Source organism: Rheinheimera sp. 1928-s (genome assembly GCF_029269265.1).
In the GTDB taxonomy this organism is placed as follows: domain Bacteria; phylum Pseudomonadota; class Gammaproteobacteria; order Enterobacterales; family Alteromonadaceae; genus Pararheinheimera.
Window position 1 is genome coordinate 1 of sequence record NZ_JARIXP010000017.1, and the last position, 12,757, is coordinate 12,757.

Consider the following 12,757-nt stretch of genomic DNA (forward strand, 5'->3'; position numbering starts at 1 on the left):
TGTTCATGAATACAACGATGAAAGGTACACCTACCTGACGAGATAACAGGATGTGCTCACGCGTCTGTGGCATTGGGCCGTCAGTTGCAGCAACAACCAGAATTGCGCCGTCCATCTGAGCAGCACCAGTGATCATGTTCTTCACATAGTCAGCGTGGCCTGGACAGTCTACGTGGGCGTAGTGACGAGTTGGTGTATCGTATTCAACGTGAGACGTGTTGATCGTGATACCACGAGCTTTCTCTTCTGGCGCTTTGTCGATTTGATCGAAAGCGAATGCCTGACCACCGTAGTGCTTGGCCAGTACGTTAGTGATAGCAGCAGTTAAAGTAGTTTTACCGTGGTCAACGTGACCGATGGTGCCTACGTTAACGTGCGGTTTATTACGTTCGAATTTAGCCTTAGCCATAAATAGACCCTTTTTAACAAACGGTGGTTGTATGAAATAAGTGTTTTTTGATTGTATAACAAGAGAGGCTTTTAAGATGGTGCTGATACCCAGAATCGAACTGGGGACCTCATCCTTACCAAGGATGCGCTCTACCGCCTGAGCTATATCAGCAACGTGATCTGTTTGGAGCGGGCAGCGGGAATCGAACCCGCATCATCAGCTTGGAAGGCTGAGGTAATAGCCATTATACGATGCCCGCGGCCTACTCGTAGCTATTGTACTGAAAATGGTGGAGGGGGAAGGATTCGAACCTTCGAAGGCAGTGCCGGCAGATTTACAGTCTGATCCCTTTGGCCACTCGGGAACCCCTCCACTATACCAATGGTGCCGCTTATCCGAGTCGAACGGATGACCTACTGATTACAAGTCAGTTGCTCTACCAACTGAGCTAAAGCGGCTACGTCAGTGGGTGCGAATTCTAGTGGAATGCCCCACCCCACGCAACAGGAAATAAAAAAAAACTTATAAATTCCGGCCTGAATGCTCAATAAGTACACAAAACGGTCAATTCGGCTGAATATAACGGGCTAATCCCTGAAAGATCAATTGAGGTTCGAGCCGAACAGGCAGATCGGTCAGGTATTTTTGCAGAAGTAATGCATCACCACCCGTCAAAATAATCAGCTGTGCTGGCTTCATTGCCCATGCCTGACGAATAGCACCCACTAAAGCGGCAATAGCACCCTGATACAAAGCTGTGGCAGTGTCGGTTGCAGGTGATAACTGCTCCGTTTCCAGCTCTGCTGAAAATACTTTGGCGGTTTTACTTAACACAGCTTCTTGCTGCAGTTTTTGCCCAGCTAAAATCCAGCCGCCCTGATGTGTTCCTGTGCTGCTTAACCAATCAATAGTTAAAGCAGTGCCGGCGTCTGCTATTAACAGATCTGTATTAGGGTATAACTCTGCGGCAGCAACTAAGGCCAACCAGCGGTCCACCCCTAATAAATGCGGCTGCTGATAACTGTTGGTCACGCCAAAAGCCTGAGCTTCACTGCGAATTTGCATAAAAGGAATAGCAGAAGGAATTTGATCACGTATTGCCAGTACACGGCTGTCCGCCGCCACGCTGGCACAGTACACAGCTTTTATGGATAACCACTGCTCAGAACTGATATTTTCCAGCTGTATTTCCGTAAGGGTGCCGACATCATGTAAACGGGCTTTGCTGCGGCTATTGCCTATATCCAGTAATAATTCCATCACTGCGCCTTTCTTAAGCTAAGTTCACCGCCATAAAAGCTTTGCTTCTGGCCATTGATATCCAGCACCAGCCCACCCTGGGCATCGACTCCAGCACAAAAACCAGTGATGGTTTGACTGCCACTGGATAAAGTCACTTGCTCACCGGCAAATTGGTCGAGCTGATTAAAGTCCTGCACATAGGCCGCAAAGCCCTGCTGGCTAAACTGTTGCAATTCCAGCACCAGCTGATGCTGCAACAAAGCGACCAGCAAATTACGGTCTATCGGCCGACCCAAAGCCGAAGTTAAATCAGCCCAGGGCTGGTCTACAGCTTTATCGGTCTGATCCGGCATACGGATATTTAAACCCAAACCTATCACCACATCACACTGGGCATGAGTCTGACCCGCCAGCTCAACTAAAATGCCACCGAGTTTTTTGTGCTCTATATATAAGTCATTTGGCCACTTTAACCGCACTGGTAATTGCCATTGCTGTTGCAGCACTTTGGCGACGGCAAGCCCTACCACTAAACTTAGCCCCATAGCCGCCTGAATACCTTGCTCAAGTTGCCAGTACATTGAAAAATATAAATTGCAGCCAAAAGGCGAAAACCACTGTTTACCCCGTCGGCCACGGCCTGCGGTTTGAGCTTCAGCCACCAGCACAGCACCTTTTTCCGGTACTACACCGTCTTTGAGTTTTTGCATCAGCTGGCTGTTGGTGGAATCGGTTACAGATTGCACCCAAACGGGTGCCTGTTGCAGCTGTAGCTGTTTAATCAGCGCCGCATCAAGCAATTGCACTGGTTGCGCCAGCCGATAACCTTTGCCTTTAATTTTGTATAAATCCAGGCCATAGTGCTGCAATTGTTCTAAGTGTTTGGCGACGGCAGTGCGGCTAATACCTAACTGCTCCCCCAGCCACTGACCAGAACATAAAGCGCCATCGGCCAGATAATGCACCAGTTGACGCTGCACTATCAGGCTATGAGGTAAAGTTTTGCGTGGTTCACTGGCCAAGTAAGCGCACCTCAGGTTCCAGCTGAACAGCAAACTCTGCTGCAACCTTTTGCTGTATTAAGCGAATCATCTGTTGTAAATCTGCGGCTGTGCCCCGGCCAAAATTCACCAGCACCAGCGCTTGTTTTTCATAACAGCCGACATCGCCAATACGCTGACCCTTTAACCCCGTTTGCTCAATCAGCCAACCAGCCGCCAATTTGACCTGACCGTTAGCTTGTGGATAAAACGGCATTGCAGAATAACGACTTTGAATCACTTCAAATTCAGACTGGCTGACCACGGGGTTTTTAAAAAAGCTGCCACAGTTTGGCAATACAGCCGGGTCTGGTAATTTGGATTGACGCACAGCGATAACGGTCTGCGCCACTTCCGCAACCGAACTCTGTGGCTTTAAATGCTCCAGTCCTTTATAGCCTAATTTCGGCGTGCCTTGTTTTTTCAGCGTCAGGCCCACAGCCACTATCAGGCCCTGACTGGCAAGAGTGGTTTTGAAAATACTATCACGGTAGGAAAAGACACAGTCGCTTTTGCTTAACCGCTGAACTTCACGGCTTTGCCAATGAAAAAAATCGACATAATCACAACAATCAGCCAATTCGACACCATAAGCGCCAATATTTTGCACCGGAGCTGCGCCTACACTACCTGGTATTAACGACAGGTTTTCTAACCCCCACCAGCCTTGAGCAACAGTCCAACTAACCAGTTGATGCCAGTTATCTCCAGCTTCTATATGCAGTTGCACGTGCTGCTCGTCTTCTGACAGCACAGTCCTGTTTTTGGCTAAATAACGTAAAACAGTCTGACTTTGATCGGTCAGGAAAATGCTGTTGCTGCCCTCACCTAATAATAAAGGTGTGGCTTGTGGCTGATAGGCCATTAATTCAGCCAAAGACTCCAGCTCAACCAATTCGGCAAGCCGTGTATCCAATGCAAAAGTGGAATAGGGTTTAGCAGAGAGCTGCTGTAACAGACGCATAAAAGCACCAAATAACCAAAGTGCGCTTATTCTACTGGTTCCAGCGCAGCAGACCAAAAAAATCTCAGTCTTGTGCAGGAAAAACCTCATTAACCCCACACAAAATTTATGGCATTATGGCTCAAACAGGTCCAACCAGAGAGTTTTATGTTACATCACACTTTTATTAAAGTCCGGGGTTATCACCTGGATGGTTACCAGCACGTCAATAACGCCCGCTATTTAGAGTTTCTGGAAGAAGCACGCTGGGGTTATCTGGAACAACATGGCGATATCGAACATTTTGAACAGCTGGGTCTGGCCTGGGTGATCGTCAATATCAATATTAACTACAGAGCTCAGGCCACCATGGGCCAGCAACTGCGTATTGATACCGAATTCAGCGCTATCAACACCAAAAGTTCCATCATTCACCAGAAAATCTGGCTGGAAGGCTCAGACACTTTAGTGGCTGACGCCAATATTACTTTTGTCTGTCTGGATAAAAAAACCGGCCGTGCTGTGGTGATTGAAGGGGATCTAAAAAATCGTCTTGAGCCACGTCTGACAAATCAAATCGATACCTGAGTCGGAATAAAGCCAATCCTTTGGCTTTAGTTACTCAAACCAGTCCGTTAGTACGGGCTGCTGCATGTATAGAAACTTGCTTTACTGCTATCCAGACTAATAGGGACTGGTTGGTGTGTAGAAGCTTGCTTTACTGCCATCCAGACTGATTCGGGTTGGCACTATAGAGGTCGTGTTATTGATCAGGTTGTACTGATCGCCGCTCACCAGTTTATACCGCATCAGGTTATTGACCTTCACAGGCAAACCACAGCTGGTCTGAGCATACACAGTTTGGGCATCCGATCTCAGGATATAGACTTCATTGGTGCCATCCACTATGCCCTGACCCGCACTGTTCACAAACAACGAAGTCGCTTCTGAAATAGCTACTACACGGCTGGCAGCGCCCACTTTGGCCTGAAATACCATAGAACGCCCCATCCGGTCGCGTTGACGGAAGTGGGTATCGTTGATCACGCCTTGCAGCGCAGGGAAGTTCAGGAAACCTGTACTGATATTAATGGTTGCATGGCAAAAATCTGTCACTGCTTCAGCGCTGATAGCACCAGCTACACCATCCGGATCATAAATATGCTGACTTAGCACATGGTCGCCAGCTGAAGTACCTCCAACTACACCGCCTTTGTCATACACATGCTGAATTGCAGCCTGCACCTTGGTACCTTGCCAGGCATTCAAATAAGCCGACTGATCACCACCAGCCAGCCAGACAAACTCAGCCGAGCGGATAGCCCAATCCACATAATCCATATTGGCTTTGGTCACTGTATCCACAATAATAGTTTCGACAGAAGCGGCATTGGTCAATCCCTGCAGGTAGCTGTTGTACGCATTGGTACCCGCAGTGCGCAGCACTACGATATTTCCGCCCTGAATATGTGGCCCTACTCTTAAGCTAAAAGCATTGTCCACATCTGCGCCACCGCCCATCAGCAACAAGGCTGGGTTGGATAAAGTGACACAAGTGTCAGTGGCAGAACCTGTGATATAGCTGGTTAAATTGCTGGGTTTTGAAGGGCGGGCTCCATAGTTACAGCCTCCTGTTGGAGGAGGATTTTCACCACCACCGCCGCCCGTACTACCGACAAAGTTTGCAGTCAGCTGATAAGTGCCGGTCCCACTATAACGGGTCACTTTGATGTAATGCCGCCCTGCCGGAGATGCGGTGTAAGTGCCGCTTTCCGGATTAGCACTGCTTTGGCCCGACATAATGTAACTGCCAGAGCTGCGATACAAAAACCAGTCAAAGTCTTTGCCAGAGCCATGACTTAAACTGACGCTGATATCTCCGGTTGCTGTGGTGTCAAAATAATACCAGTCGACATCCGAACTACTGCCTATGCTGGCGGCTACTGCAGTGCCACTACATAAAGCCCCATCGGCTGCGCTTTCGGTATTATTGTTTTCGCTTTCTTGTTGCAAACAGGCGAAGCTGTGGCTGCTGAATAGCAACGCCAACACGCCTAAGAGAGGTGCTTTCATTTTTATTTTCCTGCTTCTTTTTATGATTTTAAAACGGCCAAAGGCCATGGTTTTACAGGCAGCCGCAAAGCTGCATATAAAATTCGGTCAGATTAATTGCGGATATTTATTCGTCGAACCACTCGGACAAGTGGTAATCAGTGGAGCACGCATGCAAATTCGCCGGAGCTGCTGTCCGGGCAAATGTGATTGAGCAAGCGTGGATTGAAGTCATAGAAAGTCAAAATTAAATAAGCGATGTCATTTAATATTTATGCATTTGCTTTTTCTGTCAAGGCGAAATCTTATACTCTTGTTAAGTTGCTTTCACAGGGTTGGCTCTTGGGCGCAAAACTCATGACAACACTGCCCGGGGTGTGCAAAGCTAAGTGATTGTTTAATAAAAGAGTGATAACGATGGAATTAATCAGTTGGGACCAGTTTGCTCTGGTTGAACTTCGGGTAGGTACTGTGATTGAAGCGACAGATTTTCCAGAGGCACGAAAGCCCGCCTACAAACTCAAAGTAGACTTTGGCCCTGACATCGGCGTGAAACAATCCAGTGCTCAAATCACAACCTTGTACAGCAAAGAACAGTTGCTGGGCAAACAAGTGATTGGGGTGGTGAACTTCCCGACCAAACAAATAGGCCCTTTTCGCTCTGAATGCCTGATCACAGGCTTTTATCGGCCTGATGGTGCCGTGGTTTTGGCAGTGCCGGAACAAGCAGTATCGAATGGCAGCAAATTAGCTTAGGGCTTTAGCCCATACCGCCAGCTTTTGCTCTTTGCTTTGACTGGCGTGAGCAGGGCTGCTGGATGGCAACTGAAAATAATCTATATCAGTACGATGTTTCACCAGTGGCAACAAATGACGTTTAAACTCTTCTGCTGCTTTTGCGCCATTAAAACAAATCTTTAAAATTTCAGGTTCTGTTTCCAGCAATTGCGGTATCGCGTTGCAAATCACGCTGCTTTTTTTAATGGCACTATCCAGACTGCCGGCTCTTTCGCAGTGTGCAATCACATCCCACAAGGCAATACCTTGCCCTGTAAGTAACTGACAACGCTCCTGATAGCCAAGCTCAACCGGAATACCAAACAGCTGCTGCATAAAAGGCCAGAATAAATTGCGCGGATGGGCGTAATAACGTTGTTCGAGAAGAGAAGCTGCGCCTGGCATACTGCCGAGCAACAAGATTCGAGGCCTGGCACCAAGGACTGGTGCCAGGCCTGTTAATAGTTCAGATGACATACATCAAATTTTTAAACCAGGCTGAAACTGTAACGCTTTTTGCCAGGCCATTTCAGCCTGCATAGGCTCACCATCTTGCTCAGCACAATAGGCCAAAGTGGCATAAAGCACTGCATCTTCTTTGTGATCACGTAACCAGTGCTGCAGTTGTTTACGCAGCAATACCACATGACGTTTTAACGGAATTTGTCTCAGCACAGGCCATACCAATGGCAAGTCACTATAAGCCAAGTGATCAACCAGCAGCTTTTCAGCTTGCTCTACCTGACCCGCTTTCACTTTAGCCCAAACCCGACCCACTACAGCCGCCATCGACTTACGCTCTTTCGACGGCAAGGCCAGCCAATAATCACTGCTTTCGTCAAACACGCCCTGCGCTGCCAGATTACGAATAGCCTGCGGATAAATCTGATAACGCTGCGCTTGCCACTGCACCTTAGTAAACCACTTTTGTTCTATGGCTTTAAGCACTGTATGGAAGACTTCAATATTATGGCCTGCAGCTAAAAGCGCCTGGAAATACAAAGGTGCCAATAAAGGTGCATCAGCAGGCAACAGCATAGCAAGCTGCAACAACTCCAGTGCGGCTTTAGCTTGATTCTGGCGTAGCAATAAATCTGCTTTGACATAACAACTCTGAGCCTGGGTTGCATCCAGTTGCTCAGCAAGTTGCATAGCTTTGGTCGCATGTCCGGCCTGCAACGCAGCATAACAAGCCATACTCTGGCGCAGCATAGTGAATTCTGGCATAGCGTCAGAGCGGTCAAAATACTGCTCAGCATCCTGAAAACGGCCAGCCGCTAAAGCCAAAGCCGCTTGCTCAAAAGCTAAACGGGCTTTGCGTTGCTGACGACCACGAAAGGGGTTTAAGGTCCAATTACGAAAACCTAACAAAGGCCGTAAAATGCGTAAACTCAGCCACAACAAACTCAGGCTCAACAGCAAAACAATGGCAAAACCTATCAGCGTCATTTCCACTGTCCATGGACCCAGTACCAGCATCAGGTAACCCGGATTCTGCGTCAGCCACGGCCCCACCCACATGGCAGCAGCCAGCAGTAAAACCACTATCAGCAAACGGATCATTGACTACTCTCCACCATACTTTGACGCATCACCTGATCAAGCACAGCTGTTGATTCCAGTGCAGCAGGAGCAGGAAAAGCCACAGCTAAACCAGCCAGTTGTACCAATTGTTCAGATGCAGAACTGACTTGTGGATCTACAGCCGCAAAATAACGCTGTAAGGTATCCATAGCCTGCTGCAATGCAGCCTGATACAGCTCTGGCTGATATTTCATAGCGGCCAGCTCTGCCAGTAATAGCTGCTGTTGAAGAGTATTACGTAAACTCAGTTGTTGACCCGCAGTCAACACCGACAAATCTTCTGGCTGAGTCGGGCGCACATGCACCAATGAACTCCAGAACGAATTCCAGTGTTGGATCAGGGTGGATTGCCAGTCAGCATCTGCAGCAGTAGCTACAACTGGTGTTTCTTCCAGTACCCGCTCACTTTGGCGCAGTGGTAAATCGTTCACAGTTTTACGTAAGCTGGTTAAGGCCAACTGAATTTTAGCTAAGTCCGGCACTGTGTTTTTTTGCAGTTCAGCTAAATCAGTTTGAATCGCCTGACGCAACGGCTGCATGCTGCTGTCCTGCAGTAAGGCCAATTGCTGTTCGGCACCTTGCAATAAACGTAATGCTGCCGGCATATCTTGTTCTAACCAGATTTTTTGTCCGGCCAATTGCAACAACTGCTGAATTTGCCACAACTGCCAGGTACGGCCATTGCTTAATTGTTTTTTGCTCTCAAGTTGCAACTGCACTAAGGTCTGTTGTTGCTGCAGATCCAGGCTTTGCTGTTGTTTTTGCTGATCCGCGACCAAAGCCAGTTGCTGTTGCATCTGGTCGGTCAATTGCTGAAGCTGCAGCTTACCTTGTTCAGTTTGTTGCTGTTGCAGCTGCTGAAGTTGCAACTGTTGTTGCTGCACTGTGGTCCATTGTGGCCACAACCACCAGACCGCAGCGGCTATAGCGCCAACCAGCGCTATATTTAATAATAAAGAAAACCAGGCGACAGCACGACCCGTTTTAGCAGTCCTTGGGCTTTCACTTTTTGGCATTTCATTTTTTATCGGTTCTTTTTTAACCGTTTCATTTGGGAGTGGCGATTCAGAGGCGGTAACAGCCACCGGCGTATCAGTCATGACAAGTTCCTCTTAACTGGCAAATAGCCTCCAGTAACGCCTGATCATTGGCACTGGCTGACAAATAAATACGGGATCCGTCGATCCCAAGTTCTAGTGCGGCTTCTTTCATCCGCGGGCTGACCATTATCCATAACTGTTGCTGTAACCAGCTATGTTGCTCTTTGGGCAATAACTCAAAAATAAGCTGTAAAATTTCGTTGCTGGTCACCACAATACATCGAATGTGTTGCTGATGCCACTGGTCTGACAAGCTTTGTCCATCCAGTAGCAAAGGTACTCTTCGATAACTTTGCACATACTGAATATGGGCACCCCGTTCCATTAAACCTTTTTTAATCAGCTCACGGCCGGCGTTCCCCCGTACTATGACAATACGTTTACCAGCTACATCCTGCAGTTGCGGTAAAGCCAACAAGCCTTCACTGCGCTGATCCGCAGGGACTACAACAGAGCGCCCACTGCATTTTTCCAACACTGTGGCAGTCGTGGTGCCTACAGCTATTAAAGGTGCAGTGATTTTCTTGCAATCATATTGTTGCTGCAGGCAGCTAACCGCACTAACGCTGACAAAAATAACCTGATCAGCCTGCTCCAGCATAGTGCCTGCTTTGGGTTTCAACGGCACTAATTGAGTGGTGATCAAGGGTTGGTATAAATACGGAATGGCCAGTTCATCTAAACTGGCCAGCAACTGATCCGCCTTGCCCGCTGGTCTGGTGATAAGTACCGGGCTTAGTGGATCCAGCAGTGGAGTCGTCACGCCAATCAGGCCTGACGGTAGACCGCATCTAAAATGCGATCCGCGCCTAATGCCAGTAGTTGTTCAGCCAGTTGAGTCCCTAACTGCTCAGCCTGTGTGGCGTCCCCTTTGATGTCTGAACGTAAAATTTCAGAACCATCCAGCTGTCCGACCAAACCACGCAGCCAAAGTTCATTCTGCTGAAGCACAGCAAAAGCGCCAATAGGTACCTGACAACCGCCCTGCAGCTTGCGGTTCATCGCCCGTTCGGCCAACACACAAATGCGGGTTTCCTGATGTTCCAACGGAGCCAGCAGTTGTTGCACCACGAGATCATCACTACGGCATTCAATACCTACAGCGCCCTGACCATTGGCCGGTAAACTGGTGCCAACTTCCAGGAAGCTGGCAATACGAGCTTCAAAACCTAAACGTATTAAACCAGCCGAAGCCAGAATAATGGCATCAAACTCACCTGCGTCCAATTTTGCCAGACGAGTGTTCACGTTGCCACGTAAGTCTTTGATCTGTAAGTCTGGTCGCATGGCTTTGATTTGGCACTGACGGCGCAGACTGGAGGTTCCGACTACAGCCCCTTGGGGTAAATCGGCCAGCTGTTGATAGATATTGGAGACAAAAGCATCACGTGGGTCTTCACGCTGGCAAATAGTATGCAGCATCAAACCTTCAGGAAAATCGACAGGCACATCTTTCATACTGTGCACTGCAATATCAGCGCGGCCTTCCAGCATGGCGGTTTCCAGCTCTTTGACAAACAAACCTTTACCGCCGATTTTGGCTAAAGGAGTATCCAGAATTTTATCGCCCTGAGTCGACATAGGTACCAGCTCTACCTGTAAACCCGGGTGGGCGGCTTCCAGTTCAGCTTTAACAAAATTGGCTTGCCATAAAGCTAAAGCACTTTTACGGGTGGCAATGCGGACAAGGTTCATAGGTACTCCTTAAAGCAGCGGAAAACAGCAACGAAATGACGATAAAGGCTGGACTGCCTGAAAATGCCGCCTAGTATAGTCGCTAATGGTAGTGAAAGTGATGGCTAAACAGCAGATTTTGTTGTGGATCAAGGATTTCAACCCGCCATTCGCCTTTTTGACTCGCATCGAATTCTTTTCTGCTGTAGGTACGCCAGTAATCCAGTTTGACCGGCAGTTTAATCCGGGTCATCAGTTTGCCTTCGTAATACCATAAATGCTCAATACTCTGGCCATTTAAACCTTTGATTTCAGAATACAAAGCCAGCTGTGGCACAGCAGCCGCGTCAATCTGCCCACCTAAACTGCGGGCTTTAGCGGAAGGAGTTTCATTGGTCAGCAAGGCCAGTCTTAACACTCCAGAATCGGCCATAAATAAGGGCGCACCAGTTTCCACTTCAACCACTGCGGTATCAGCGACCACGGGTTGTGCTGCTGCAATGCTATGTTCCACTACAGCAACTTCTGCTGGTTTTGTTGCACTATCCGCGACCACTGTTTCAGCAGCTTCAGTTTTAACCGGTACAGGTTCTGGCTCAGGGTTTTGTGGCACAGCTTCCAGCACCAGCTCTGGAGTCGCTGCGTCAATAGATTCAGAGGTAACAACAACAGGAGCTGTGGCAGCGACAGCTGTCAGCTCAACATCGGCTGAATCCAGATTTAACCAGCCATACAACAACAGAGTTGCAGCACCAAGCGTCAGTGCCGCACCGATAATACGGCGCCAATGCCACTGTTGCTCTGTGGTCGCCTCAGGCAAATCACCTGATGCCGAGGCTGCAGCGCCCAGGCTTACCCGAACGACCAGTTTTTCCTTTGCTGTTGTCACTTTTACTGTTCCATTTTTAAAGTGCTGGCAATTGCTGCTGAATAAAACGGCTGATATCGGCAATCTGTTGTGGGCACACACTATGACCCATTCGGTATTCAGCCCAATTGACATTAAAGCCGGCAAATTTCAGCGCATTAAAAGCCGCTTGACCTGCGCTGTAGGGCACCACTTCATCATGAGTACCATGATTCACCAGCACAGCTGTACTTTTATTGGCGGTGGTCATTTCTTCTTTCAACTTGCCTGGCACAGCCATATAAGTAGAAAGTGCCATCACACCGGCCAGCTTATAAGGCAAGCGGGGTAATAAATGTAGCGCAATAACGCCACCCTGACTAAAACCTGCCAATAAAATGCGATTCGCCGCAATGCCCTGCTCTATCAGTCTGTCGATTAAGGCTGTTACTGCAGCCGCAGATTCACGCACACCAGTTTCGTCTGCTCTGTCGTTTAAATCCCAGGTTTTAATGTCGTACCAACCGCGCATTTGCATGCCGCCGTTAATAGTAATAGGGCGCACAGGGGCGTGAGGGAATAAAAACCTGATGCCAGAGCTTTTTGGCAAACGTAATTCCGGCACTATAGGGGCAAAACCATCACCCGAATCACCTAAACCATGCAACCAGATCACAGCGGCATCGGCCTGACCTGCGGGTTTTACATCTACAAAAGGAAGTAACGCCATTGTATTTCTCTATTCCTTTATTCAGCCCGCGATCTCAATCAGGAGTTATCGGCAAGCACTACGTTTTGACCAGACTGTTTACTAAAGGCATCAGAAATTAATGCCCAGAACTCAGAACCTGTTCTGTTATCAATCCAGACACCGTCTTTTAATTCAAAATGGTGGCCGTTAAATTTAGTCGCTACCCACAGCTGATGCAGTGGAGGTTGTTTATTAATAATCACCTTGCTGCCGTCGACAAAGCTGATACTTAACAAGCCACCGTTCGACTCATAATCCAAATCCAGGTCCAATGCTTCTATTGCATCTTCCACCGCAAGCAGCACCTGATCGGTCAGTTCGTCATATTCTACGTCATTCATCGGTTTCACCTGTTT

General features: G+C 48.2%; 15 protein-coding genes and 4 tRNA genes. 2 read left to right on the forward strand and 17 right to left on the reverse strand.

Going from position 1 to position 12,757, the window contains the following annotated elements; all coding sequences use genetic code 11:
* From P3C17_RS20870 to murB, 8 genes are all read right to left on the reverse strand, one after another.
* Positions 1–409: GTP-binding protein (locus tag P3C17_RS20870; RefSeq protein ID WP_300931200.1), on the reverse strand; the 409-nt coding region annotated here is incomplete at its 3' end.
* A gap of 77 nt (positions 410–486) precedes the next feature.
* A tRNA-Thr gene (locus tag P3C17_RS20875) sits at positions 487–562 on the reverse strand.
* A gap of 13 nt (positions 563–575) precedes the next feature.
* Positions 576–650: transfer RNA gene (locus tag P3C17_RS20880), tRNA-Gly, on the reverse strand.
* Between the two features lie 28 nt (positions 651–678).
* A tRNA-Tyr gene (locus P3C17_RS20885) sits at positions 679–763 on the reverse strand.
* Between the two features lie 10 nt (positions 764–773).
* Positions 774–849, reverse strand: a tRNA-Thr gene (locus P3C17_RS20890).
* A gap of 106 nt (positions 850–955) precedes the next feature.
* Positions 956–1,651: a type III pantothenate kinase gene (locus tag P3C17_RS20895; RefSeq protein WP_300931201.1), complete on the reverse strand. Its 696-nt coding sequence runs from the start codon at positions 1,649–1,651 to the stop codon at positions 956–958.
* Complete coding sequence (gene birA, locus P3C17_RS20900) at positions 1,651–2,655, reverse strand: bifunctional biotin--[acetyl-CoA-carboxylase] ligase/biotin operon repressor BirA (protein WP_300931202.1); 1,005 nt, start codon at positions 2,653–2,655, stop codon at positions 1,651–1,653. The genes P3C17_RS20895 and birA overlap by 1 nt, the downstream gene beginning before the upstream one ends.
* Positions 2,645–3,637, reverse strand: coding sequence for a UDP-N-acetylmuramate dehydrogenase (gene murB / locus P3C17_RS20905; RefSeq protein WP_300931203.1), 993 nt, complete (start codon positions 3,635–3,637; stop codon positions 2,645–2,647). The genes birA and murB overlap by 11 nt, the downstream gene beginning before the upstream one ends.
* A 147-nt stretch (positions 3,638–3,784) precedes the next feature.
* Between murB and P3C17_RS20910 the strand changes: the two genes are divergently transcribed.
* Positions 3,785–4,204 carry a thioesterase family protein gene (locus tag P3C17_RS20910; RefSeq protein ID WP_300931204.1) on the forward strand — a complete coding sequence of 140 codons (420 nt, stop codon included), beginning with the start codon at positions 3,785–3,787 and terminating at the stop codon, positions 4,202–4,204.
* 96 nt (positions 4,205–4,300) lie between these two features.
* Here the strand turns inward: P3C17_RS20910 and P3C17_RS20915 are convergent, their stop codons facing one another.
* Entirely contained in the window at positions 4,301–5,689 is a 1,389-nt protein-coding gene (locus P3C17_RS20915; RefSeq protein ID WP_300931205.1) for a pre-peptidase C-terminal domain-containing protein, read from the reverse strand.
* A gap of 396 nt (positions 5,690–6,085) precedes the next feature.
* On the opposite strand from P3C17_RS20915, the gene P3C17_RS20920 reads away from it, so the two are divergent.
* Positions 6,086–6,424: a tRNA-binding protein gene (locus tag P3C17_RS20920; RefSeq protein ID WP_300931206.1), complete on the forward strand. Its 339-nt coding sequence runs from the start codon at positions 6,086–6,088 to the stop codon at positions 6,422–6,424.
* On the opposite strand, the gene P3C17_RS20925 is transcribed toward P3C17_RS20920, so the two are convergent.
* From P3C17_RS20925 to cyaY, 8 genes are all read right to left on the reverse strand, one after another.
* Positions 6,416–6,922 (reverse strand): DNA-deoxyinosine glycosylase, encoded by a 507-nt coding sequence (locus tag P3C17_RS20925; RefSeq protein ID WP_300931207.1) that lies wholly within the window; start codon positions 6,920–6,922, stop codon positions 6,416–6,418. The genes P3C17_RS20920 and P3C17_RS20925 overlap by 9 nt on opposite strands.
* Before the next feature lie 3 nt (positions 6,923–6,925).
* Positions 6,926–8,008 carry a heme biosynthesis HemY N-terminal domain-containing protein gene (locus P3C17_RS20930; RefSeq protein WP_300931208.1) on the reverse strand — a complete coding sequence of 361 codons (1,083 nt, stop codon included), beginning with the start codon at positions 8,006–8,008 and terminating at the stop codon, positions 6,926–6,928.
* Complete coding sequence (locus tag P3C17_RS20935) at positions 8,005–9,129, reverse strand: uroporphyrinogen-III C-methyltransferase (protein ID WP_300931209.1); 1,125 nt, start codon at positions 9,127–9,129, stop codon at positions 8,005–8,007. Before P3C17_RS20935 ends, P3C17_RS20930 begins: the two co-directional genes overlap by 4 nt.
* Positions 9,122–9,892 carry a uroporphyrinogen-III synthase gene (locus P3C17_RS20940; RefSeq protein WP_300931210.1) on the reverse strand — a complete coding sequence of 257 codons (771 nt, stop codon included), beginning with the start codon at positions 9,890–9,892 and terminating at the stop codon, positions 9,122–9,124. Before P3C17_RS20940 ends, P3C17_RS20935 begins: the two co-directional genes overlap by 8 nt.
* A 5-nt stretch (positions 9,893–9,897) precedes the next feature.
* Positions 9,898–10,824 carry a hydroxymethylbilane synthase gene (hemC, locus tag P3C17_RS20945; protein ID WP_300931211.1) on the reverse strand — a complete coding sequence of 309 codons (927 nt, stop codon included), beginning with the start codon at positions 10,822–10,824 and terminating at the stop codon, positions 9,898–9,900.
* Between the two features lie 82 nt (positions 10,825–10,906).
* Positions 10,907–11,692, reverse strand: coding sequence for a DUF2914 domain-containing protein (locus P3C17_RS20950; RefSeq protein ID WP_300931212.1), 786 nt, complete (start codon positions 11,690–11,692; stop codon positions 10,907–10,909).
* Positions 11,693–11,708: 16 nt separating this feature from the next.
* The gene (locus P3C17_RS20955; RefSeq protein WP_300931213.1) at positions 11,709–12,380 is read right to left on the reverse strand and encodes a carboxylesterase; all 672 of its coding nucleotides are present in this window, start codon (positions 12,378–12,380) and stop codon (positions 11,709–11,711) included.
* A 38-nt stretch (positions 12,381–12,418) separates the two neighbouring features.
* A complete protein-coding gene (gene cyaY, locus P3C17_RS20960; protein WP_300931214.1) occupies positions 12,419–12,742 on the reverse strand; it encodes an iron donor protein CyaY in 324 nt (107 codons plus the stop codon).
* Between the last annotated feature and the right edge of the window lie 15 nt (positions 12,743–12,757).